The sequence below is a fragment of the Haloferula rosea genome (assembly GCF_016595525.1).
Taxonomy (GTDB): domain Bacteria; phylum Verrucomicrobiota; class Verrucomicrobiia; order Verrucomicrobiales; family Akkermansiaceae; genus Haloferula; species Haloferula rosea.
Map to the genome: position 1 here is coordinate 1 of NZ_JAENII010000022.1, position 25630 is coordinate 25630.

General features: G+C 62.4%; 13 protein-coding genes and 1 pseudogene. 10 read left to right on the forward strand and 4 right to left on the reverse strand.

Features of this window, described 5'->3' with window-relative positions; all coding sequences use genetic code 11:
- The 9 genes and pseudogenes from JIN81_RS18130 to JIN81_RS18170 form a co-directional block, all read left to right on the forward strand.
- A pseudogene (locus JIN81_RS18130) lies at positions 1–372 on the forward strand (hypothetical protein); the annotation flags it as partial.
- Positions 373–593: 221 nt separating this feature from the next.
- A complete protein-coding gene (locus JIN81_RS18135; RefSeq protein WP_200283314.1) occupies positions 594–2639 on the forward strand; it encodes a TonB-dependent receptor in 2046 nt (681 codons plus the stop codon).
- 184 nt (positions 2640–2823) lie between these two features.
- Positions 2824–3828 (forward strand): AAA family ATPase, encoded by a 1005-nt coding sequence (locus JIN81_RS18140; protein ID WP_200283316.1) that lies wholly within the window; start codon positions 2824–2826, stop codon positions 3826–3828.
- Between the two features lie 39 nt (positions 3829–3867).
- A complete protein-coding gene (locus tag JIN81_RS18145; RefSeq protein ID WP_200283318.1) occupies positions 3868–4797 on the forward strand; it encodes a DUF58 domain-containing protein in 930 nt (309 codons plus the stop codon).
- On the forward strand, positions 4798–7611 hold the full coding sequence (locus JIN81_RS18150) for a PA14 domain-containing protein (protein WP_200283320.1): 2814 nt from the start codon (positions 4798–4800) through the stop codon (positions 7609–7611). It begins immediately after the preceding gene.
- The gene (locus tag JIN81_RS18155; protein ID WP_200283323.1) at positions 7608–9998 is read left to right on the forward strand and encodes a vWA domain-containing protein; all 2391 of its coding nucleotides are present in this window, start codon (positions 7608–7610) and stop codon (positions 9996–9998) included. The genes JIN81_RS18150 and JIN81_RS18155 overlap by 4 nt, the downstream gene beginning before the upstream one ends.
- A 114-nt stretch (positions 9999–10112) precedes the next feature.
- Complete coding sequence (locus JIN81_RS18160; RefSeq protein WP_200283326.1) at positions 10113–13961, forward strand: hypothetical protein; 3849 nt, start codon at positions 10113–10115, stop codon at positions 13959–13961.
- Positions 13958–15025 (forward strand): prenyltransferase/squalene oxidase repeat-containing protein, encoded by a 1068-nt coding sequence (locus JIN81_RS18165; protein ID WP_234045437.1) that lies wholly within the window; start codon positions 13958–13960, stop codon positions 15023–15025. The genes JIN81_RS18160 and JIN81_RS18165 overlap by 4 nt, the downstream gene beginning before the upstream one ends.
- A 289-nt stretch (positions 15026–15314) precedes the next feature.
- Complete coding sequence (locus JIN81_RS18170; protein ID WP_234045438.1) at positions 15315–15632, forward strand: HU family DNA-binding protein; 318 nt, start codon at positions 15315–15317, stop codon at positions 15630–15632.
- Between the two features lie 163 nt (positions 15633–15795).
- Here the strand turns inward: JIN81_RS18170 and katG are convergent, their stop codons facing one another.
- The 4 genes from katG to JIN81_RS18190 form a co-directional block, all read right to left on the reverse strand.
- A complete protein-coding gene (gene katG, locus JIN81_RS18175; protein ID WP_200283334.1) occupies positions 15796–18051 on the reverse strand; it encodes a catalase/peroxidase HPI in 2256 nt (751 codons plus the stop codon).
- Between the two features lie 80 nt (positions 18052–18131).
- Complete coding sequence (locus tag JIN81_RS18180; protein WP_200283339.1) at positions 18132–18545, reverse strand: Fur family transcriptional regulator; 414 nt, start codon at positions 18543–18545, stop codon at positions 18132–18134.
- Positions 18546–18671: 126 nt separating this feature from the next.
- A complete protein-coding gene (locus JIN81_RS18185) occupies positions 18672–23996 on the reverse strand; it encodes a PVC-type heme-binding CxxCH protein (protein WP_200283342.1) in 5325 nt (1774 codons plus the stop codon).
- A complete protein-coding gene (locus JIN81_RS18190; protein WP_200283345.1) occupies positions 23996–24301 on the reverse strand; it encodes a Dabb family protein in 306 nt (101 codons plus the stop codon). The genes JIN81_RS18185 and JIN81_RS18190 overlap by 1 nt, the downstream gene beginning before the upstream one ends.
- A 365-nt stretch (positions 24302–24666) precedes the next feature.
- On the opposite strand from JIN81_RS18190, the gene JIN81_RS18200 reads away from it, so the two are divergent.
- Positions 24667–25551, forward strand: coding sequence for an AraC family transcriptional regulator (locus JIN81_RS18200; protein WP_234045441.1), 885 nt, complete (start codon positions 24667–24669; stop codon positions 25549–25551).
- Positions 25552–25630 lie beyond the last annotated feature (79 nt).

A 25630-nucleotide genomic window follows, 5' to 3' on the forward strand; every position in this document is an offset into this window, starting at 1 on the left:
ATGCACCTTCTTGGTGGCCCGATCGCGATTCTCCAGACGGTGGCGTGGGCCAGCATGCTGGTCAGCTACTCGGTGGAGGATGGCTTGCTTCAAGGGGTGACGGATACTTTCAGCGGGGAGAGGCCCTGTGGTCTGTGCCTTCAGGTCCGTGAGATGGAGCATGATGATCCAGCACCGGCACTGCCGGCTGGCGACGAGCGGCGTCGTGCCGCCGAAGCGCTCGGGCAGTCGATCCGTGTCACCGACCCGATCGAGATGCCCCGGCCGGGAATCAAGGTGCTCGCGTGGCTTGGTCGAATCTCCGGGGGCGCGATGCGACCGGAGGGCTTGGGAGAGGATCCCGAGACTCCGCCACCGGAAGGGCGCGCCTGAGCGCATCGAGCCATCGTCCTCCCGGCCCGTGCATGTCTGGGCGTTCCCTGTGCCTCCGCAATGCGCGGATGGGTCGGCGTGTGGGGACTCTGGCTTACGCTGCGATGGGGCCTTTTGCCGCCCTCGCTCGCGGATGATGCGCGCTGGTCCCTCTCCGCCTTGGTTCGGTGGGGCCTTTCTCCAACCCAACCTTCAATCCAACACTTTCCCATTTTTCGAACATGAATCCATTCAGAACTCTCTCTCAACTGACAGCCATCACCGTCGTTTCGACATCTTCGGTGACGGCGCAATCCCTGCAAGGCACGCTTGATCCGCTGACGGTCGACGCGCTTGACGAAGAAACGCGCTGGACCAGTGGCGGGCGTGAAGTGACCGGCGGTGGCCCGGCTGCTGCCGACGGTGGTGACCTTCTCCGTGGGCTGCCCGGTGTCGCGGTCATGCGCAATGGTCCACAATCCGGCATCGCCCAGATCCGCGGGCTCGGCGGGGACCGCGTGCGGATCAAGATCGATGACCGGACGATCACTCCAGCGTGTCCGAACCATATGGATCCACCGTTGCACTATGCGCATGTGGCTTCAGGCGATCTGGTCGAGCTCTTCGCGGGGGTCTCGCCGGTCAGCGCGGGTGGGGACTCGATTGCGGGGACGATCCGGCTGCTTCGCCCTGAACCGGACTTTGCCGCCGAGAACACCGGACTCGTGGGTGGGGAGCTCATGGGCTCGTTTCGAGGGGATCGGGAGGCGTGGGGCGCGGACGCCCGGCTGTTTGCCGCGACCGAGGATCTCCGCGGTGAATACCGGGGCAGCTGGATCAACGCAGGGGATCTTCGTTTCCCCGGAGGGACGGTGCGCGCCAGTGGTTTCGAAACCCAGCGTCATACCTGGATCGGATCATGGCGCACTGATGGCGGATTCATCTCGGTCGACACGGGGTTCTCACGCAGCCGCGATGCAGGCACGCCGGCCTTGCCGATGGACATGGTCCGCGATGATTCGTGGCACCTCGGAGTGCATCAGAGGGAACGTTTCGACTGGGGCCTGTGGGAAACGCGCCTTTACGTGCACGATGTCGATCACTTGATGGACAACTTCACGCTGCGCCCTGCGGCGATGAGGATGCAGGCACCTGCGGCGAGCCGAGACTACGGTATCGCCAGTCACATTGAGATGGACCTCGCGGGTGGGTTGCTGCGTTCCGGGCTTGATCTTCATCGCGCGGAGTTCGAAGCCGAGCAGGTGAATGCCATGGGGCTTCGTCGCGATACGTTCCGTGACAACCGGCGGGAACGCTATGGTTGGTTTGGTGAATGGGAGTATGAATGGGCGGATGACTGGGAAGGCTTGTTCGGTGTTCGGAGCGATTATGTGCAAACCCGGGCCGGGGCGGTCCGATCCCAGTTCGGAGGGCCGGCGGTGGCTGCGGATCAAGCGGCCTTCAATGCGGGCAAGAGAACCGATTCCGATCTGCTCGTCGATGTGATGGCGGCGCTGCGCTGGCAGTTTCGCGAGGACACTCGACTGGAGTTGGCGGTCGGATTGAAGAATCGTGCACCGTCATTGGTGGAGCGCTATTTGTGGACTCCGGCGAATGCCAGTGCCGGGCTTGCCGACGGTCGCACGTATCTTGGCAACACCGCGCTGGATCCGGAGAGTGCGTGGCAGTTTGCGCTTGGGATTCATCATGAGCGGGAATCGTGGAGTGCGTCCCTGACTCCCTTCTATCAGATCGTGGATGACTACATCGAGGGGCGGCCGATTGCCCGTTTCGACCGGTTCGGTCAACCTGTCCTTCAGTTCCAGAACATCAACAGGGCCGAGCTCTATGGAGCCGAGGTGGAGTTTGAGGTCCAACTGCATGAGCGATTGGACTTCCGTGCCAATGCGAGCTGGGTTCGCGGATGCGACACTGCGACGGGTGACCCTCTCTATCGCATCGCTCCACTGCGTGGTCTGGTGGCGCTCGACTACGAGCATGCTGGCTGGGAAGCTGCGCTGGAGTGCGAGTGGGCCGATGCCCAGAACCGGGTGTCCCGCATCCAGAATGAACCGACGACTCCGGGCTATGGGGTGTTCCACTTTCGTCTGGCCCGCGAGTTTCCCCATGGTGTGCGGGTGGAGGCCGGGGTCGAGAACCTCCTCGACAAGGAATACGCCGATCACCTGGGCGGCATCAACCGGGTGGCGGCCAGCGACGTCGGCATCGGCCAGCGGATCCCGAATGCGGGTCGCTTCGGCTATGCCTCGGTGAGCTGGGCATTCTGAGGAGGGAGATCCCGCAGGCCTCGCATGGGTGGGGGCGAGGCGCGGGAACTGCCCATGGCATGGGGGCTCCGGGGGGCGAGATCGGTTCGAAGGTCGGATCGGTCCGGGTCGGTCGGAGCCCAAGTGAGGGTGATTTGCGTTCTGTTGCAAGCTGGCGCGGATCGGCGGCGTAGCGCATGGAAGCATGAGTGGCGATCGAGAAGCAGTGGAGAAGCTGCACGAGGTTTACGAGACGATGAAGGCCGAGATCGGTCAGGTCATCGTGGGGCAGGAAGAAGTGGTCGAGCAGGCACTGATGGCGGTGTTCTGCAAGGGGCACGCGCTGTTGGTCGGGGTGCCGGGACTGGCGAAAACGCTGCTGGTTTCGACTCTGTCGAAGTCGCTGGAGCTGGGATTCAAGCGGATCCAGTTCACTCCGGACCTGATGCCGGCGGACATCACGGGCACGGATGTGCTGGAAGTGGATCCGGAGACGGGGCACCGCGGGTTCCGGTTCGTTCATGGCCCGCTTTTTTCCAATCTGGTGCTGGCGGATGAGATCAACCGCACACCGCCGAAGACCCAGGCGGCCTTGTTGGAGGCGATGCAGGAGAGGCAGGTGACGGTGGGAGATCGATCGCTGGATCTGCCTCAGCCATTCTTCGTGCTGGCGACGCAGAACCCGATCGAGCAGGAGGGGACCTACCCGCTTCCTGAGGCACAGCTGGACCGGTTTCTGTTCAACATCGTGGTCAGCTATCCAAGCGCCGAGGAGGAGCGGGAGATCATCCGTCGGGTGACCAGTGCGGAGGTGTCCCAGGTCCAACCGCGGATGAATGCGGAGGAGATCATTCGGCTTCAGGAGGTGGTCAAGCGGGTGCCGGTGGGCGACCATGTGATCGACTTTGCGGCGCGGATCGCCCGGGCGACGCGGCCGCAGGAAGGTGAGGCGCCGGACTTTGTGAAGGAGATGGTCGGATGGGGGGCGGGCCCTCGTGCGGGCATCAGCCTGATCACGGCGGCAAAGGCGCACGCGGTGCTGCGGGGGAGGTTCCATGCATCGACGGGTGATGTGGCCGCGGTGGCCAAGCCGGTGCTGAGGCACCGGGTCTTGACGACTTTCAATGCCGAAGCGGCGGGGGTGACCAGCGATCAGATCATCGATCGCTTGTTGAAGGAGCTTTCGGGTGGAGAGGACATCGAGCTTTGAAATCCGCTGCGATGCTGTGGGGCCCCATGAGCGACCGTGATGAGTGAGTCCCTGGAAATGCCGGCCTGCATGCGGCTGCTCCCACCGGAGACGATGGGAGTACTCCGTCGCCTGGAATGGTATGCGCGCAAACGAAAACAGGGGACGCTGACGGGCAGGCATCGGTCACCGGACAAGGGAGCCTCGGTCGAGTTCGCGGAGCATCGCGAGTATGCTCCCGGGGATGACCCGAGGAATCTCGACTGGCGGGTGATGGCGAAGAGCGATCGCAATGTGATCCGCCAGTATGTGGAGGAAACCAACCTCCGGGCGATGATTGCGGTGGACGCATCGGGGTCGATGAAGTTCACGGGTGATGCCGCGTGTGAGGTGGGCGGCAAGCGGCTTTCGAAGTTCGAGTATGCCCGTCATCTGGCGGCGGCCTTGGCGTATTTCTTCGTGAAGCAGGGGGATGCTGCGGGTCTGGTGACTTTCGATGATCAGCTGCGGTCCTTTCACCGTGCGCAGAGCCGGCCGAGTCAGGTCCGGCGGATCCTGGAAGAGCTGGATGGGTGCGAGGAGGGATTGGATACCGACGTGGGTGGAGTGCTGCACGAGGTGGCGGAGAAGGTTCCCAAGCGTGGGCTGGTGGTCCTGATCAGCGACTTGTTCGATGAGCCGGACAAGATCGTCGAGGCGCTCCACCACTTTGACTTCCGCCAGCATGAGTTGGTGGTCTTTCATCTGCTGGCCGAGGAGGAGCTGAGTTTTCCGTATAAGAAGTTCCAACGGTTCCGGGATCTCGAGGGGGTGGAGGAGATGCTCCGGATCGATCCGCAGGCGGTGCGGGCGGCATATCTCGAACGGCTCCGTGGTTTCATCCGGACGATCGAGGGGGCGTGTGGCCGCATGCAGGCGGACTATGTGGCGGTGAACACGAAGGTTCCGCTGCAGGACACCTTGCTGCGGTATTTCGGAGGGCGACGATAGATGCTGTTTTTGAGTCCATGGATGCTGCTTGGCTTGGCGGGGATTTCGATCCCGGTCCTGATCCATCTGGTGCGCAAGCAGGCGGCGAAGCCGGTCGACTGGGGGGCGATGCGATTCCTCTTCGACACGGTGGCGATCCGGCGGCGGAAGATGGAGTGGGAAGATCTGCTGTTGATGGCGGCGCGCTGTCTTTTGCTCGCCTTGGTGGCGCTGGCGGTGGCGCGGCCCTTTGTGCCACCCGACTCGCGGATTCCGTGGATGTTCGTGCTTCCCGCCGGCTTGCTCGGGGTGGCCTTGGTGGCGGGGTCATTCGTGGTCTCGAGCGGCAAGTGGCGGTGGATGATCCGGCTGGGTGGCCTGCTTCTCCTTCTCGGTGCGGCGGGCTTGGTGTGGTTCGAGGAGGTGCTGAACCTCAAGCGTTTCGAGGCGACGGGCCGGCGCGATGTGGCTCTGGTCATCGATGCCTCATCCTCGATGGAGTTGCGACGGGATGGGCAGACGGTTTTCGAAAGGGCGATCGAGGAGGCGCGGGATCTCGTGCGGGATGCTCCGCGAGGTACGGCATTCACCGTGGTTCTTGGCGGTCCGGCTCCTGTGGCGGTGTCGGCCACTCCTCTGACCCACCGTGCGGATGTGCTCGGTCTTCTCGACGGTCTCAAGCCGGTGGGTGGCACCTTCCGCGCGCACGAGGCACTCGGGGTGGCGACGCTGGGATTGGCGGATGGCACGAATGCGGCCAAGGAGATCGTGGTATTCACGGATGCCCAGCGGCATGGCTGGCGGCTGGAGAATCCCGGCGCGTGGGAGAGTCTGGAGGGGGCATGGGAGGCGCTGCCGACCGAGCCGAAGCTGCTTCTGCGGAATCTTGGCGGGCCCAGTCCGTTCCGGAACCTGATGTTGGGCGGGATGGAGTTTTCCCGGGAAGTCGTGGGAACCGACCGCGCGGTGGCGATTCGCGTGCCGATCGAGAATACCGGCTCGGAGGCGGTCACGGCGGGCGAGGTGATCCTCGAAGTCGATGGCAAGAAGGTGGACGGTCAACCGGTCGGACTGCTGGTCGCTGGGCAGGTCGAGACGGTGGAGTTTCGTCATCGGTTCCGCCAGTCGGGGCCGGCGGTGGTCACGGCGCGGATGGCGGTGGATGACGACCTGCCGGGTGACGATCGTGTCGAGCGCGTGGCGGTGGTGCGTCGGTCCCTGTCGGTTCTCCTGGTGGATGGGAACCCTTCCGGGGACTTCCTGGACCGTGCCACGGGATACATGGCGCTGGCCCTTGCTCCGAAGCAGATGGGAGGTGGCGTGGACGGTGTGGATCTGATGGACCCGGAGGTGATTCCCGTGAGCCGATTGAAGGCGGCCGATCTGGAGGGGCGGGATGTGGTGGTGTTGGCGGATGTCCCAAGATTGCCAGCGGGTCTGGCCGGTGAGTTGTCCCGCCGGGTGCTGGATGGTGCGGGTTTGGTGATTGTGGCGGGCCCACGATGTGAACCGGATTTCTACAATGCGTGGGACGGCGGCGGTGGTGCGGTCGTGCCGGTGCCCCTGGGCGATGAGAAAGTGAGTGCCGACGGGGTTTCTCCCGCCTCGGCGACCTTCGTGCATGAGTCGCTCGAGTTGTTCCGGACCCGGAGTGACCTCGAGGATGGGCTGGTGCGTCGCTGGCGGTCGACCGGTGATCCGGTCGAGGGCGCGGCGCGCGGTGCGTCACTGGCCAATGGCGATACGTGGGTGGCTTCGAGGAGTTACGGCAGGGGTCGTAGTTTGTTGGTGGCGTGTGCGCTGGATGCGCGCTCGGGAAATCTTCCGGCGCGTCGGTCATTCGTGCCGCTGGTGCATGAGTGGGTGACCTGGGCGGCTGGGGATGAGGTCGATCTGAACCTGGATTCCGCATGGAGCCCGCGGGTGGCGGTGGGTGAATCGCGGGGTGGCTTGAGGGCGAGCTACGTGAAGGCAAAGGGGAAGCAGGTCGCGGTCGAGCGGGTGGACCCGGCCATTGATTTCGACTGGGGCGACCAGTCTCCCGCGCGGAATCTCCCGCGCGATCAGTTCTCCGTCGAGTGGCGCGGGCGTTTGGTGGCTCCGGTGACCGGGACCTACCGGTTCGAGGTCGAGGTGGATGATGATTTCGAGATGGTGCTTGGCGATGCCGGCCGCAAGCGGGTCTCGCTCGGTCGTCACGGATTGGGTGAGTTCAAGTTGGAGGCGGGTGAACCGGTGCCGTTCTCGGCGCGGTATCGGGAAGAGAGCGGGGAGGCATTCGTGCGGCTGTTCTGGATTCCTCCGGGTGGGGTGCGCTCGCTGGTGCCGGGAACGGCATTTCTGCCGGAGAGCAGCGGGGAAATGTCGACGCTGGGAGTGGTGGACCCGCAGGGGGTGCCACGTGCAGCCCATCTCGAGCAATCGGGGAGAGGCAGCGCCCTGGTCATCCAGGGTGCCGCGATGCCCGGAATCTACCGGGTCGATGTCGGCGAACTGGGAGCGCGCTGGCTGCCTGACTGGGAGGGTGGATCCCTACCGGTGGCGGTGGAAGCGAGTCCGGACGAGAGTCGGTTCGAGGCGATGACCGACGACGACCTGTCCTTGGTATCGGGGCGGATTGATCTGGTGCGGGTGGGATCGGTCGACGACGTCCGCGCCGTCTGGGAGGGGCGCGGTTTTGGTCGGGGGATCTGGCGGTTGCTGGCGCTCGCCGGACTGGTTCTGTTTCTGTTGGAAAGTGTGCTTTCCCGCTGGGTGTCGCGATCGAGGCGGACTGCGGAGGATGTGCATGTCGAGTTTGGTGAAACCACCGTGTGGGGAGGGGGGCATCGATGAAGCGCGCTCTGATCTGGGTGGTCGTGTCGGCAGTGTTGGGCTGGCTCGGTTTGATGGGGCTTTCACAGGTCCTGCAGGTCTCCAAGGACTGGCCCTTGTGGATGGTGGCGGCTTGTCTTGGGTTGATCGTCGGGCTGATCGCGTGGCTTTATCGCTACGAGCAGTCGGCCGTCGCGGTAGGCCGGGCGCGGGTCCTGCTGGGGCTGCGGATTGCTGCATTGCTGGCGCTGGGGTGGATCATCCTGGAGCCGACCTGGGTGCGCATGGAGCAGTTGGAGATCCGGCGTGAGGTGGTCATCGTTTATGATGAATCCGGGTCGATGGATCTGGTCGATGAAGGCATGCCGATGAGCCGGATCGAGCTTGGTAGGAATGCGGTGGAAGCGGCGGGGATTGAAGATCAGCTGAAGGAAGGTCTCAGGGTCCGGACGGTGCGGGCAGCGCGTACGGTGGAGGATGGTGATCCGGCCGCCGGGTGGGGGCAGTCGACGGATCTGGCGGGTGCGCTGGATACGGTGCTCGAGCAGGTGCCTCCGGATGAGTTGGCCGGAGTGATCATGGTCACGGACGGGCGTCACAACCGACCGGGACGAGTGGAGGACTCGGCGAGGAGGTTCGGGATTCTGGATGCACCGATCGGGGTGCTGGCCGTGGGGAGCGAGGTGCCGCCGCGGGATGCCTCGATCCTCTCCGTGGTGGCTCCGGAAGCGGTGCATCTCGGTGACCGGATGCGGGTGCAGGCGTCGTTGAAGTTCGATGGCTACAAGGGGAAGAAGGCGATCGTTTCGCTGCTCCGGGGCGAGGAAATACTAGAGGTGCAGGAGGTTGAGATCCCGCAGGATCATCACCGGGAGGATGTGCGGTTTGCCCAAGTGCCCGAGGGCGGGATTGGAGACTTCAAGGTGGAGATCAGTGGTCTCACCGGGGAGCGGTTCTCTGACAACAACGAGTGGAGCTTCGAAACCTCGATCACGGATGCGCGGACCAACGTGCTTCTGATCGACAATCATCCGCGTTGGGAGTTCCGCTACCTCAGGAATTTGTTCTACGGTCGCGACAAGTCGGTGCACCTGCAGTGGGCGCTGTTGAACCCGGACCGGATCGAGGGTGAGGAGGTCAGGAAGGTGCCGGCTTCCGCCTCGCGGCCATTCGGTGATGCCCAGGCGACGGGGCTCCCCGAGAGCGAGGAGGAATGGAGGAAATTCGATGTGATCATCCTCGGTGACGTTTCCCCGCAGGAGGTGTCGGATGAAACCTGGGAGGTGATCGATCGCTGTGTGAACGAGCGCGGGGCCTTGCTGGTCATGGTGTCGGGTCCGGAGTTCATGCCGCATTCCATTGCCTCCGAGACCGGCAGAAGCTTGGTGCCGGCCGAGATGGATTGGGGTGAGCGCACCTTCTATCAGTGGGGTGGCGGAGAGTTCCGGGCGCAGTTGACTCCGCGGGGCTTGAGGCATCCGATCACGCAGCAGGAGAACGAGCAGGCAGGGAACGAAGAAGTGTGGGCGGGTTTCCCGGTGATGCGATGGCGCCATCCAGTGGAATCGCTCAAGGAAGGGTCCGAAGTGCTGTTGGTGGGCCGGGGGGATGACCGGACGATGGCTCCGGGGGCCCGTGGATTGGCCTCGGCGCTGGAGGATCTGGCGGAGCGACGGATGCGTGAGGCCGAGGACTCACTGCTGGTGGTGCGACAAACCGGTCTGGGGAAGGTGGCTCTGCTATTGACCGACCGGACATGGCGTTGGCGTGAGGGATCCGGGGATGTCTATCATCATCGTTTCTGGGGGAATCTGATCCGGTGGGGAGCGGGGCCGGTGCTGCGCGCGGGGGACTCGAAGGTGCGGCTAGGAACCGATCAACTGACGTATACGCCGGATGACGCGGTGGTCGTGCGGGCAAGGCTGCGTGATGACGCGATGAATCCGGTGGAGGATGAGTCCTTGGCGGCGGAACTGTGGCGGGGCGATGAGCTGATCCAGACGGTTGAAATGGTCGGGGTGACGGGGGCGACGGGATTCTATGAAGGCCGGGCGGCGAAGATCGCGGAGGGCGGGCGCTACGAGGTGCGATTGAAGGGGGAGAAGGTGGATGAGTTGTCGGATGGTGAGATTGAAACCGGGATTCGGGTGGTGGGATCCAGAGGGCCGGTCGAGCTGGCCGACACCAGTCTGAACCTGCCACTGTTGGAGACCATGGCGGATCTTTCCGGAGGGCGGGTGGTTCGCGCGGATGGGGTGTCGGAGCTCGGGCAGCTGTTTCTGGGAGAGGTGGAGGAGCGCGAGGAGCTGCGCGAAACCCCGCTGTGGAATCACTGGGTGGTGCTGTCCGTCTTTTTTGTGTTACTGGGTATCGAATGGGGACTGCGGCGGAGTAGCGGCCTGCCGTAGCGGGCGAAAGGAAATCAAGACATCATCGGAATGACTCAAACCAATCGTTCAGCAATCGAGGCGCGGCTCCAATCGGTGCGGCGGAGAATTCGTCGGGTCCAACGGACCCGCGGGATGCTGCTGGTTCTTGCCGTGGTGCTTTTGGGCTGGCTGGTTTCGATCGGGATCGACCTGTTGTTCGCTCCGCTTCCCATGGGCGTTCGCTTCGGCATCCTCGGGGTGTGGATGCTTGCCGTCCTGTGGGCATTGGTCCGTGGCTTGGGGCCCTCATTCAAGAAACTGGACCTCATCCGAATCGCGCGGTGGCTGGAGCATCGCCATCCGGAGATCGAGGAGCGCCTGAGCACCGCGCTTGAGCTGCGGGATGACAAGCGGGCGTCCCGTGAGTTGATCACCATGCTGCTGGAAGCGGCGGATGCGGATGCCGACCGTGTGGATCCGAAGGCGGAAGTCACGGCGGGGAGTTCAACCAAGAGATGGCGCTGGGTGGTGGCGGCTTGTGTCATCGTGATGCTTGGCTTTCTGATCGCGATGCCGCAGCAGGCGGCTCGGCTGATGTGGCGCGCGGTGGCTCCGCTGTCGGATGTCGGCAACGCGGGTGCCGTGGAGTTCGTCCTGCGGCCGGAAGGTCTCGAGGTGTTGGAGGGTGAAGCGATTGAGATCCGGGTGATCCACGATGGTGTGCCTGAGATGGAGTTGGAGTTGGCGTCCGGTGAGTCGGTGGTGCAAGCGATGGTCGAGGATGGCGACGAATGGGTGTATCGGCTCGAACCCGCACGGGAGAGTTTCCGATATCGGGCGCGATCCGGTCGTGCGGAGAGCGATGCCTTCCAGGCAACCGTGTGGCCGACGCCTCGGATGATGGAGGGTTCGAGAACGCTTGAGTTTCCCGGCTACACGGATCTGGCACCGGCGAGTCATGGTCTGCAGGGTCCGCTCGAAGCGGTCGTCGGGACGGTGCTGACGGTGGAGGGCATGCTCAATACACCGGTGACGGAGGCCTGGATCGAAATGGGCGATGGCAGTCGGGTGGAAGCAGGCTTGGAGGTTTCTGCCGAGCGGTCGTGGGTGAAGGCGGGGTGGACGCTGGGCGAAGTCGGTCGTGAGAGCGTCGGGCTGGTGGTGAAGCATCGCTTGGGGAAGGAAATCGAGGCGCTTCGATTCGACGTGGTCACGCTGGCAGACGAAGTGCCGGTGGTGGTATTGCTGCAACCGGCACGCGACGAGATTCGGGTGAGGCCGGATGAAGTTTTGGATCTGCGATACGAGGTGGCGGAGGACTTCGGGGTCCATGCAGTGGAGGTGATGGTCGATGTGAAAGGCAAGGGGGGCTTCGGTTTGGAGCAGTGGCTGCCTGAACCGATCGCGAGCACGGGGATTCCGCGATTCCGCGGTGCGGCGTCGGTCTCGGTGGGTGTGGTGCTCGAGCAGTCGAAGGGAGCGCGGCAGTTTCGCCTGCGGGTGATGGCGGCGGATGCCCGCCCGGAGGAAGCGGGTGGACCGGGCCGGGGATATTCGGACTGGCTTTTGGTGAAAGTGGACCAGGGGGCTGAGTCGCTGGCGCGCCAGGAACTGCGCGCGGCGGGGGAAGATGCGCGCAAGACGCTGGAGGAGGCCATGCAGGAGACGCGCGAGGCGGAGCAGATGATGCATCAGAATCGCGGTCATCTGGAGAAGGCCGAGGAGAATCGCTGGGCGGAGCAGCTCAGCGAGGAAACCACCGAGAAGCTCACCGCGGCGGAGGAGAAGCTCGAGGAACTGGCCAAGCGGATGGAGGAGGGAATTCACGCGAAGGAATCGTCCAATGTCGAAGAGGCTGCGGCCAAGGTTGCCGAGGCCTTGGAGGCATTTGAGGAAGTGCCCCTCCAGGATGACCGGCCGGAGCGGAAGGAGAAGCTGGACGAGGCGGTGGCCGCGGCCCGTGAGGCGGTGAAGCAGATGGAGGAAGTACGACGTTCACTGGAGAAGGCGCGTCCTCAGGTGGAGGATCTTGCCCGGGTGGAGGAATTGGCCCAGCGCCAGGAGGAACTGGCGCGGAAGGCGGAGGCGATGAATGAAGAAACGGTGTCGGAGGATTGGCAGCGGGAGCAGGAGCAGATGGCAGCTGAATTGAGGTCACAACTGGAGCAGCGTCCGGAAGCGATGGCCGAGGCGCTGAAGGCGCAGTCCGAACGGGCGGCGGAGTTGGCTGAGGAAGGGGAGCATCTGGCCGAGGAGCAGGCGCAACTCGAGGAAATGGTGTCGGAGAGTGCTCAAACGCCTGACGCGGAATCCCTGCGTGAGGCGATCGCCGAGGCCCAGAACGAATTGGCGGAGGAGGTGCGCGAAGCAGCGACTGAAGAAGCGGAAGGAAGTCAGCCGGACGGGTCGAAGCAGGAAGTGATCGAGCGGATGGAAGAGGCCGCGGAAGCACTGGCTTCGAAAGAGCAAAGCGAGCAACAGGCCGCGGAAGCCACTCGGGAAGCCGCGGATGCGATGATGGCGTCGGCGGATGAAGGAGCTGCCGAAGAAGGAGCTGCCGAAGAAGGAGCTGCCGAAGAAGGAGCTGCCGAAGAAGGAGCTGCCGATGAAGGAGCTGCCGATGAAGGAGCTGCCGATGAAGGAGCTGCCGATGAAGGAGCTGCCGATGAAGCGGTGGCTGATAGAGAGGCAGAGAAAGGCACGGCATCCGCCGAGGATTCTGAACGCCCAGCGGAGCCTTCCTCGGACGGGAGTTCCGAGGCTGCTGCATCGGAGGAGCAGATGGCGCGACAGGAGAAGCTGGCCGACGCGGCCGAGGCGCTGGCGGAAGGGAATTTGGAGGAAGCGGCTGAGGCCCTGGAGGAAGCCCAAGCCGGGGGCGAAGGATCCGCCGCCGACGAGTTGGGCGAGATGCTGGCGGAAGCGCAGGCGGGGATTTCCGAGGAGGTGGGCGAGTTGCTTGCCGAGGCCAGGCAGGAGCTCAGTCCTCTGGCCGACGTCCTGCCGGAATCCGTTGCCGAGACCCAGCAAGCAAGTGCTGCCCTTGAGCAGGGTGACTTGGAGGCAGCGGCGGGTGAGACCGCGCAAGCCCAGGCGGCGCTCGAGGCGGCGGCGGAGGAGGCCATGGAAGTTGCAGGTGAATCTGCAGAACCCGGTGAGGCCGCGCAGCAGCAGGCAACAGAGGCCGCAGCCATGGGGACCGCGCTTGACGAATTGGGAGAGCGTCAGCAGGCGGTTGCCGAAGCAGCGCAGGCCTTGGCCGAGGGGGATGTGGGGAAGGCAATGCAGCAGTTGCAAGCGATGCAGGCCATGGAAGCGCAGGAGTTCTCCGACGAGGTCGCGGCGATGACCGACATGGCCGGATCATCGCTCGATTCGGCGAAGCAGGCTGCCGCACAGGGAAGCCGTGAGGCGGCGGAAGCTGCTGAGCAGTCCGCCCAAGGTCAGTCCGGTGAAGCGGCACAGTCTCATGGGGAGGCGAGCGAAGCGCTGCAGAAGGCGGCTGAATCCCTCGCCAAGGCTTCCAGCAAGGGGGCTGAAAAGGCGGAGAAACTGGCCCAGAAGGATTCATCCTCCAACCAGGCTCCGGTGGACGCCGCGGCGATGGCGCAAGCCTTTCAGGAGGCGAGCGAAGCCAAGGCTTCAACGGACCCGGCGCAGGCGGCGGCGAATGCAGCGGCAGCCGCCGAGGCCCTGTCGGAAGCTGCGGAGGGTGCCCGTTCCGCGATGCAGGGCAAACCGCAGCCGGGACCACCGGGGCCACCGCAGGGCATGGCGGCGATGCCGGGCGATCAGGCGGGCGAGGATCCATCCGGCGAAGAAAGGCAACCGCAAGCGGACCCGGGTGTGCCTGAGGAACTGGCCAAGCTTGGGGTGAGCGCGAGTGACTGGGAGAAGATCCAGGCGACCCTGCAGTCGGATGTGGGTGCGGGAGAGGCGGGGGTGGTTCCAGAGGACTACCGTGAGTTGGTGAAGGACTACTTTCAGAACATGGCGAAATGAACCGGCTAAGCATGATCAAGACACAGGTGCTGGCGGCGATTGCCCTGACTACGTCGTTTGTCGTAGCTCAGGGTCCGGCCGATGAGGTGTTCGCTGCGTGGCAGGAGCGGGTGGACCCGGCCGTGGAACGGGCCCTCGATGCCCTTGCGAGGGTTCAGCGGGATGACGGTTCGTTTCCCGAGCGCTACGGAGACTCGACCGGGATTCCGGCGCTCGTCGGGATGGCGTTCTTATCAAAAGGGCACCTGCCGACCGAAGGGCCCTACGCCGAGGCAATCAACCGGAGTCTGGATTTCGTGCTGGCCAATCAGAGGGACGACGGGTTGTTCGAGAAGGGGAATGCCGGCAGCGGACCCATGTATGCGCACAACATCGCCACCCTGTTCCTGTCCGAAGCGAGTGGCATGGTGGACCCGGACCGTCAGTCACGGATCAATCGTGCCCTGCCGAAGGCCCTGGCGCTGATCTACCGCGCCCAACAGGTCAACAAGTCCGAAAATCATCGGGGTGGGTGGCGGTATCACCCCGGGTCGCGCGATAGCGATACCTCGTGCAGTGGCTGGGCCCTGATGGCGCTACGCTCGGCCAAGCTCAACGGAGCCGCGGTACCCGACAAGGCGATCGAGGACGCCGTGGCCTACCTGGAGCGTCATCAGGATCCGAAGACCGGAAGCTTCGGCTACACCGGACGGAGCGACCACGCCAAATCCCTGACCGGAATGGGGCTCCTCTGTCTGGAGCTCTGTGGTCGGCATGGGACGGACGAAACGAAGTTGGCCGCCGACTATGTGATGAAGACCTACCGGGGGCTCCCTGACAGTCAGTTCGAGATCTACGGGATCTACTACAATGCCCAAGGGCTGTTCCAACTGGGGGGCAACTACTGGAGCGAGTTCGCGCCGTGGATGTATGAAACCTACCTTGAGAAGCAGAAGCCCGATGGATTTTGGGACAGTCGCGAGGCGGGGAAGATCTACGGGACAAGCATGATGGTACTCGCTTTCACGGTGCCTCATCGGCAGCTGCCGATTTACCAGCGCGACGAGACGGTGGACGAAGAGTAAGGAAATTCGCTGATTTTCCGCACTGGGAGACGTCGGACAGGACGCCCGCTGCATCCGGTCACCAAACCATGGAAAATTTAGAATTTCGAAGGTGGCGCTCCACTCGTCTGGGGTTCAGCGGGCTCTTGTTCTGGTTGTTTTTAGAATTATGAATCTATTCCAAAAACTGCCTGGGCCTCACGAAGTTCCCGCGAGCGTTTGAGCCTTGTTTTCTAGGGGTTTTTTATCGAAAACTCAGTTAGGATCGCTTGACAAGGGGCTTCAGTTCGCAGATCTAACGCGCATGGCAATGAAAACCGCTAAGGAACGCTACACGAAGACTCAGATCCTCGACCAAATCGCAGAAGACACCGAACTCAGCCGCAAGCAAGTGGCTGCAGTGCTCGAAAGCCTTGGCGGAGTGATCGAAGGTCACATCAAGAAACGTGCTGTGGGTGAGTTCGTCCTCCCAGGCATGATGAAGATCACGACCGTGCGCAAGCCGGCTGTGAAGGCTCGCAAGGGCATCAACCCATTCACCAAGGAAGAAGTCATGTTCAAGGCCAAGCCTGCGACGACCGTGGTGAAGATCCGTCCTCTCAAGAAGCTCAAGGACATGGCGCTGTAATCAGCGACTGCTCCAACAAGTATTTCAGCAAGCGGCTCCGGGATTTCCCGGAGCCGTTTTTTGTGGAGGGGCGGGGGTGTCTGCCGCTCCTTGATACAAAACATCCCGACACGCGGCTGCGGGACGGGATGTCTTGAATTCGGTCGGATCTAGTCGATCGCGATCAATGGTGGAGGTCGAAGCGATCGAGTTCCATCACCTTGGTCCATGCATCGACGAAGTCGTGGACGAACTTCGCCTCGCTGTCGGCACAGGCATACACTTCCGCTTGCGCCCGCAGGATCGAGTTGGAACCGAAGACGAGGTCGACACGGGTTCCCGACCATTTGGACTCGCCGCTCTTCCGGTCGATCGCAGCGAAGGCATTGCCGCATGGAGAAACCTGTTTCCACTCGGTATCCATGCTGAGCAGGTTGACGAAGAAGTCGTTGGTGAGGACTTCGGTGCGGTTGGTGAGGACACCATGCTTCGATCCATCGGCATTCGTATCGAGAACGCGCATGCCGCCGACCAAGACGGTCAACTCGGTCGGAGTCAGAGTGAGCAGCTGCGCCTGGTCGACCAGCATCGCCTCCGCTGGCACGGCGTAGCGACCTCGGAGGTAGTTCCTGAAGCCGTCGGCGTGAGGCTCGAGGACATCGAAAGACTCGGCGTCGGTTTCCTCTGCGGAGGCATCCGTGCGGCCGGGTCGGAAGGGGACCTCAACCTGGTGACCTCCATCTGCTGCGGCTTTTTCAATGGCAGCGCAGCCACCTAGAACGATCAGATCGGCAAGGGACACCTTCTTTCCATCGCCTTGTGCATTGTTGAAGTCGTTCTGGATGGCTTCCAGGATCTCCAGTACGTGAGAGAGCTGGGAGGGCTTGTTGACTTCCCAGTCTTTCTGGGGAGCCAGTCGGATGCGTGCTCCATTGGCGCCTCCGCGTTTGTCGGAGCCGCGGAAGGTTGACGCGGATGCCCATGCGGTGGAGACGAGTTGTGAGATGCTCAGCCCGGAATCCAGGATCCGTCCTTTGAGGGTGGCTTCATCGGCCTTGTCAATCAAGGGGTGGTCGACCGTCGGTACCGGATCCTGCCAGATCAAATCTTCGTCGGGCACTTCAGGTCCGAGGTAGCGTGACTTCGGCCCCATGTCCCGGTGGGTCAGCTTGAACCATGCGCGTGCGAAGGCATCTGCGAACTCATCGGGATTCTCAAGAAAACGGCGGGAGATCTTTTCATAGATCGGATCGACGCGCAGGGCGATGTCGGTGGTGAGCATCGTGGGCTTCTGCTTCTTGGAAGGATCGTGGGCGTGGGGAATGATGTCATCCGCATCCTTCGCGACCCACTGGTGGGCTCCGGCGGGGCTCTTGGTGAGCTCCCACTCGTAGTTGAAGAGGTTTTCGAAGTAGTAGTTGCTCCACTGGGCGGGCGTTTGAGTCCAGGTCACCTCGAGTCCACTCGTGATCGCGTCTCCTGCCTTGCCGCTTCCGTAGCTGCTCTTCCAACCAAAGCCCTGTTCTTCCAGAGGAGCTGCCTCCGGGTCGGCTCCGACGTGGTCGGCCGGTCCGGCGCCGTGGGTTTTCCCGAAGGTGTGACCCCCGGCGATCAAGGCGACGGTCTCTTCGTCGTTCATCGCCATCCGGGCGAAGGTGTCCCGGATGTCGTAGGCCGCTTTCTGCGGGTCCGGGTTGCCGTCCGGGCCCTCGGGGTTGACGTAGATCAGTCCCATCTGCACCGCAGCCAAGGGGTTCTCGAGATCGCGTGTGTGAATGCTGCCATCCGCCTTGTCATCGGTCACGGTCACGCCATCACCTTGCACGCCTTCGGAACCTTTTTCGTAGCGGACATCGCCGGCGAGCCAGGTCGTCTCGCGACCCCAGTAGACATCCTGATCAGGCTCCCAAGTGTCCGGCCGGCCACCACCGAACCCGAAGGTCTTGAAGCCCATGGTTTCGAGCGCGACGTTACCTGCCAGAATCAGGAGGTCGGCCCATGAGATCTTGCTGCCATACTTCTGTTTGATCGGCCAGAGGAGGCGACGGGCCTTGTCGAGGTTGCCGTTGTCAGGCCAGCTGTTGAGGGGGGCGAAGCGTTGTTGGCCCCGACCACCTCCACCGCGGCCGTCCTGAATCCGGTAGGTTCCGGCGCTGTGCCAAGTCATGCGGATGAACAGAGGGCCGTAGTGGCCGAAGTCAGCCGGCCACCAGTCCTGCGAATCGGTCATCAGGGCCGCTAGGTCGCTCTTCAGTGCCTCGTAGTCGAGGCTCTTGAACTCTTTGGCATAGTCGAACTCTCCTCCCATGGGGTCGGACTTGGACGAGTGCTGGGTCAAGAGTTCGATCTTCAGTCGGTTGGGCCACCAGTCTTCGTTGCTGGTTCCAGCGCCTGCTGTTGCGGAACTGTGGCCGAATGGGCATTTCGATTCTTCTGACATGGTTTCGTGGGGTTGTATGTGATGTGGTGGGTTGTCGATTCGGAAGCTGGAAACGGAGTGAAGGGGGGTGACCTGAGTCGTCAGGTCTTCTGTCTGCAGTCGGGGCAGGTGCCCCAGTAGATGACCTCGGCCTCGTCGATGAGGAAACCCATGTCGTCGGCCGCGCTCAGACAGGGCGTGTCGCCGATGGCACAATCCACGTCCACCGTCTTGCCGCAGGTCCGGCAGATGAGGTGATGGTGGTTGTCTCCTGTGCGGTCCTCGTAGAGGGCGGGGGAGCCGGCAGGTTGCACGCGGCGAACCAGTCCCTTTTCGGCAAGGATCCGCAAGGCATCATAGACCGCCTGTTTCGAAATCGCTCCGATCTGCTTCCGAGCGATCTCCGCGACCTGGTCAGCGGTGGCATGGGGTGTGTCTGCGACGGCACGCAGAACCGCCAGCCGCTGTGCGGTGACTGCCAATCCGTGGGATCTGAGCGCCTTCTCTGCTTCCATCTTCCGAGGGACGAGGATTCCTCAGTTCTGGACTAAATCAAGAACTTTAATCGATCCGTTTCCGGGCTTCGGTGGTTTCCGGGCTTCCACCGGTTCAAGGGGGATCTTGAGCAGGTGGTTTTCGGTTCACTGGTCCTTGGTGGACTCAGATTTGCCATCGTTCATCAGGTAGGCGAGAAGATCCGCAGCTTGCTCATCAGACAGTGCGTCGAGCAGTCCTTCCGGCATCAGACTCCGGCGAATGAAGGTGGTGGCGGCGATCTCGCTGCGCGGAATCCTCCGGTCGGGGAGTCCGATCTCGCGGATGACGACGGCCTTCTTGTCTTCGCTGACGAAGAAGGCATCGATGATTTCTCCGCTCTTCATTTCGACGCGGAAGATCCGATAGCCGGATTCCATCGCTGCGTTCGGCGTCAGGATGTTCCTCAGCACGGCCTCGAGTCCCATCTCGCTGGCTCCGCTCAGTTCGGGTCCGATTTGTCCACCCTGGCCATCGATGACGTGGCACGAGGTGCAGAGTGCCGACAGGAGCTTGCCTTTCTCGGGGTCACCGCCGTTCCGGCCAAGCTTCATGTACTTGTCGAACTTGGCGTCGAGGGCAGCCGCCTGTTCAAGGGTCAGCAGGGGCGGCAGGTCGGTGGTTTTGATGATTGCCGCTCCTGCACCAAGCTTGCCCCAATTCGTGCCTGAACCTTGGAACACGAGTCCATCCGGAGCGGGGGCTGAACTGAAACCGCGGTCGAAGTTCTGCCGAATCTCTGCAGCACTGCGCTCCCGATTCCAGATGCGATACTCGGCAAAGCTGGCTTGGGTCCCTCCTCTTGGATGAGTGGAGGTGCCAATCCTGAGTCCGGGAAAATCGGTGGTGCTTTTCTTCCTGCCAACCCCATCCAGTTCACCATCGAGATAGATCCTGAACTCGCCCTCCGCATTGCGGGTGATGGCCACGTGGGTCCAGAGGTCTGGAGCCATGGGTTGATTGGCGACCGCGACATCGCCGTGCCCGGATCCAGCCCAGAGGTGCAGGGTGGAGTTGTGGAAATTGAAATCGGCGACTCCTTTTGCACCCAGCAGGCTGTCTTTGTGGTCAATCCCGGGGGCGAGTCGGATCCAACTCTCGACGGTGAATGGTCCGGTGAGATTGATGTCCGGGTCCGCATGGGCGGTGGGTTTGCCGTTGAGGGTGAGAACTTCTCCGAAGATGTGGCCCAAGGCCGACTCCAGATCGCTGAGCAACGGGTCGTTCGCGAGGACGGCGGCAAGGCGTTCCGCGTTGGCGGAGTCGATGTCGTCGGCAGCCAGTCGCCCGGATTTTAGTGCGGAGACAAGGGTGCGTGCCCCGTGCTTCGAGGAAGAGAGGCCCTTGAGCACCAGCTTCCTCCGGGTCAGGTCTAGCTCGGGATAGAGCTCGAGCAATCGGGTGGCGGCTTCGGGGGCTCGCGATGCGGTCAGGACGCCGAGGGCGGCCTCGCGGATGGCTGCGTCTTCCTCTTCCGATGTCACCAGACGGATGAATGTCTGGATCTCGCCGGTGCGGAGTTGGCGGAGGGTGGTCAGAGTGGCGAGACGCTCGGCCGTCGATGCCGATGGTTTCCCGAGCGCGGTGAGGATGTCAGGCTCGAGTTCCTTCAGTTCATAGGCGCCGGAGAGTTCGAGTCCGATGAGGCGGCTGGATTCATCTCCCGCCAAGAGGGAGCGGGCGGCAGTGGTCAGGAGGGGCGCGATTTTCGCTGGGTCGAGCCGCGTTTTCTGGGTCAGCAGTTGCTCGGCAACCATCGTCTGGGACTCCTTTTTTGACAGGAGTGCGGCGAGGGCCTCGCTGCAACCTGGAGCATTTGGAAACTCCGCGATGCGAAAGAGTTCTTCGGCATTGGGACTGCGGTCGAGTTGCGGCAGGAGCTTGGCGATGCGACGGGCGCTCTGTGCGGGTGGCAGGGCCAGGGATGCGAGGATGCGCGCCTCCAGCGATAGATCGTTGGCACGCTTTGAGTCGAGGAAGGTGCTGAGCGGATCCGGATGGCGTTCAAGGAAGAAGCGGATCAGGAAGCGCTCGAACTCGCGATCATACGCCTCGCCCACTGGAATCGGCTGTCCGGTCCGTGAATCGTTCGTCTCTTCGCCCTGGATGGCTGGCTTCACTGAAGCAAGCAACTGATGGAGACGCTCGTCGGTGTCTTCGTCGAGCTGTCGGCCCAAGGTGGTGATCGCGGCAAAGCGGACCTCACGATCAGGATCCTCGAGCAGGGTCGGGGCGAACCGAACGTGACGGGCCAGCTCGTGGCGGACATCGGCACTCTGTGACGAGAGCAACTCGCCACCAACCTCGGTCGCCTTTTCACCAAGCACCCATAGGCTCTGGATGGCTCGGGCGTTGGACATGTTTCCGTTCTTGAGTTCGTCTTCGAGCGTTTTCGCGACCTTCGGATCGTTCCGGTCGGCAAGCGTCTGCCAGGCGAGATGGGCACGGGCGGTGGGTTCCTTCCCAAGCATATCGACGAGTTCCGGACTCCCCAGAGCGGTGAAATCGGGGATGTCGGAGAGAGTATTGTTAGATGCGGACTTCACGCGCCAGATCCGGCCACGTGTCTTGTCCCGTTCAGGGTGATTCCGGGGGACCTCGTTGTGTGAAATGATCTTGTTGTACCAGTCGACGATGTAGAGGTGGCCGTCTGGGCCCTGGGTCATGGCGACGGGGCGGAAGAATGGGTCGTCGCAGGTGACCAGATCGTCGAGTTGATCCAGCGACCAGTAGGCGCCGTCGCGCTGCATCCCGAGGGTCTGGACTTTGGAGGTGATCGGATTGGCGACGAGCATGTTGAGGTCTGCCTGCTTGTTCTGCAGCGGGCCGTTTTCCAGCAGTGCGAGGCCGCTCAAGCCGGTGCCACCCATGCGGAAGTCTGTGGTGGGCGGGAAGGAAGGTTGATAGCTTTTCCGGAATGCCTTCATCCCTCCGGGGTAGTAGGCGTACTCGTGGAACGGCATGGCGGGGTAGCCGTAGTCGTTCGCCTCCTGGATGAAGGTTTTGCCTTCTCCGGTCAGGACGAGTCCCCAGATGTTGTTCGGGCCCGTGCTGGTCACCTCGAACTCGCTGCCGTCCGGTTTCATCCGCGCCATCGAGCACTTCGGCCACTTGATGCTTTCATCGCTGCCGGGCTTCTTGACCGCGCTGTTGTTGAAGAGCCCCTGAGCCATCCAGATCCAGTCTCCGGGAGCGCGGGTAAACTGGTGGGGAAGCAGGTGGCTGTCCTGCACGCCAAGCCCGGTGAGGATGACTTCGCGTTGGTCCGCCCGTCCATCCTGGTCGGTGTCGGTGAGGAGAAGCAGGTCGGGCCCGTGAAGGACGTAGGCGGAATCTCCATCGCCCCATGGCAGGAGGCCGAGGGGGATTGCAAGGCCATCGGCAAAGACGGTGGGTTGGGTCAGGCCGCCTTCTGGAATCGATGTGAGGGATTCGCGGGGGTAGACCAGAACCTTGTCCTTGCCTTGACGTTCATACAGCGCCTTGGCGGCGGCCGGGTTCTCGTTGCCATCGACCGGGTATTCGAGCGCGGTTTGCGTCCACATCCGACCGCGTTGGTCGAAGTAAACGGATACGAATTTGCCGATGCCGTCGCTTTCCTGAGCAACGAGTTCGATCTCGTATCCCTCGGCAAGCTTGAAGCGCTTGAGCTGTTCACTGGCGGGGAGAGCGCCATTCTCATTTTCGTTCTGGCTCGTGTCCTTGTCGGGCTTCTCGGCAGGAGGTGCTGGTTTCGGCTTCTTCCTGGCTGCGGGCTTCCGTGGTTTCTTCACCTTCTTCAGTGCTTCGGCCACACCACCCAGTGACTCCCACGTGGGCGCATCCGGTGTCGGGGGTAGCTCGCGGATCCAGACATCCTTGAACTGGACGATCACCTTGCCGCCTGAATGAATCTGGGGGGCGATCAGTCCATCGAGCGGGATGAGTGGGTTCGTTTCGGTGTAGTCGCTTGCCTTGATGCCATTGATCCACACCTGGATCCGCGGGCCATCGGCGAGGATTCGGTATTCATTCCAGCCGAACACATCGATGCCCTCCATGAGGGCGGCTTCGTCGATCGGCTTGGGATAGATGAGGGCGCGACGATGTTCATCGTAGATCTTGCCAAACCATTTGTCGCCGCAGTCCACCTGGTAGCCGGCCATCCTGCCATTCTCAAGCCGTGCGCTCCGGATCTGGATGCCGCTATTGATGAGGCCGGTCTTCGGGTCGCCCGTGCACTTGATCTTCAGCTTCAGCTCGAAATTCGAGTAACTCTTCTCGGTGCTGATGAATTCATTGCGCGGAAATTTCTTCTCATGGGACCCTGCGGTGATGGCGCCATCCTCGACGCGCCAGACTCCATTGGTGCTGTTCCAGCCATCGAGCGATTCTCCATCGAAGAGCGACTCGATCTGTGGCGCGGCGTCGATCTGCAACGGCCCATTGGAATGCCTGCCCCACGCCGGTGAGAAGCCGAATTGAGCCAGATCGAGAGCCGTTTGCAGGGCGTCCTCGGTCCACCCCGGATTCGGGATATTCATGTTGGCAAGCATCTGCGCGGCCTTCGGGGTGGGGGTGTTCACCCCGTGCTCGGGAACCTCACCACCGGCGGACCAGAGGATGCCATTCAGGACCATTTTGCGCACCTCGTCGCGTGCCCAGTTCCAGTGGAAGTGCCCCCCGGTGAAGCCGAATGCCCGACCACCGTTGCTGCGTTCATAGGTCCACGCGCAGTACTGCTCTTCCTTCTTTTCGAGGGCCGCCCTTGCGACGTCGTTTCCGCGGAAGGGAGAGCGTCCTTTTTCAATCGTGTGTGCCGGTGGATGCACGGGCAGCACCGCTTCCAGCTTCCCGTTTCCGGCTTCCGACTCACGCAGGTGGAAGTAGCACTCGTCATGAAGCTTGAATGGTGGGACGCCATTCATGACCGGATGATCCGAGGGGTTCTTGAAGTCGGCCGTGTAGAAATTGCTGATCGAGTAGAACGGTTCGAAGTCGGCGCCGAGTAGTTGCCGCCACGCGATCCGCTCCGGGCGCTCCTGCTGGGCACCGGTGCTCCGAGGAGGGACTCCGATTCCGGTTGCCCAGTGGATGGCCACCAGACCCTTTCCGGAATCCATGAACGACTTGAGTTCGTCGAGATGTCCGTTGGCCGGATGCTGGTTCCATCCGTCGGCGTAGATGACCAATGCATCCGCCTTTTTGAGGGTCTCCGCATCGGGCCACGTGCGGATCATCTGGGTGGTGACATGGGGCGCCCCTTCGGGAAGCGCCTCCGAGAGGAGGATGCTGCCGGCGAAGTGCTTGTGTGCTCCCCAGCCGTGGGAATCCTGGCCTGCCAGAAACACCACGTGTTTGCCGGGCGGTGTGGATTGCTCCTGCGCGCTGACTTGTCCGATCAGACAAAGTCCGGCTGAGGCAAGTGCGATGAGTTGTTTTCCGGGCATCATCAGCTGGGATCGGTTTTGAAATCAAAGACGACGACCCGTTTCAACCGCGGCACGACGAGGTCTTTCACTTGCTCATGCACCGGGTGGGGGAGGTATCGATCGCGGCTCTCGGGAGTATCGAAGGTCATGATGAAGCCGTGGGTGAAATCCTCGTTCAATCCTTCGTCGCTTTCGTATGGACCGTGCTCCATGTCGAGCAGGCCGGGGATTTGCCCGACCATTGCCTTCATCTCCCGGAAGCATTCGTCGATCTGCTCGTCGGTGACGCCTTCGTTGAATTGGAACATGCCGTAGTGTCTGACCATGATGGTAATGGGTGGAAAGTGGGTAGGTACTGGGTTCGGAAATTGGGTTTGAAGATCCGGTGGTGATCCGAGGAATGGGTATGCGCGGTATTCTGACAAAACGCAGGGTTCGATCCTCTAAAGGCTCTCGTGGGCCAGATCAATACTCCGTCGACGGACCAAAACCTTCACCGGGCTGCGGCCGAGCATCCTTCGCACCGTGAATTGGGCAGATCTTTGCGCGGCGAGTGTCCCCGGGGTGGGTCTTTGGGTTTTTCATGAACTTAGAAAAATGCCCACTGGCAGAAGGCGCAAACTTCATTGAATCGCGAAAATGCACCTGTATCTATTGAGAATGCCCATTTTTTGCCTAGGGTGGGCGCCACATGGACGAGACGCATGAGCTGGGTGGCAGCGAGGTGATCGCGGTGAAGGCCTCGCAGGATGAGCAGCGCGTATGGCTTGAGCCGGCACCGGTGTGTCCGCAGCTCAGCCAGATGGATATTGCCCACGTCGGGGTGATCGATGCGGTGCATCCATTCAAGGTGGTCCGCAGCCATCAGACGGGCACCTTCATGTTCGCCTGCTCCAGTGGCAGGGGAGAGGTGTTGATCGATGGACGCTGGACACCGATCCAGGCCGGTGAAGCCTGTTTGCTTCCACCATTCGTCGAAAACGCCATTCGTGCGGTCGACCCGGTTCGGATGGATGGAGCCTCTGAGGTGCCGTGGACTTACGGCTGGGTTCGCTACCTCGAGACGCCCGGTCGGCTCCCGATCCTTTCGGCGAAGTCGCCGGTGAAAGGTCCGTTCCCGGCGGAAGTTCTCGTGAGGGCGGTTCAGGGACTGCATGCGGAGGCGTCGCGGAAGCAAGTCACGCCTGCTCAGATCCAGCTGTGGATCGATCTGATCCACAACTACGTGCTGTCCTTCGCCCAACCCAGTCAGGGCGATGAGCGGTTGTGGCGACTCTGGCAGGTCATCGAGGCGGACCTCGCTCATCCATGGAACATTTCCAAGATGGCTGAAATTGCCACCATGAGCCGGGAGCACCTGAGACGGATCACCATCCGCGAGATCGGCCGATCGCCGCTCCAGCATGTCATCTTCCTGCGGATGCAGAAGGCCAGTCATCTATTGGCCACGACCGAGGACAAGATCGAATCCGTCGCCCGCGAAGTCGGCTATCGCAACCCCTTCACGTTCTCGACCACCTTCAAGAAGTGGATCGGCCGGCGTCCCTCGGAGCATCGGAGCGCTTCCTTAGGGTGAGGCCGGAAAGTGGTTGGTGGGTCTAACGGGTTTGGGGGGCTGCGTGTTGTAGGGGGGGACAGGGTGCCAAGTCGGATGT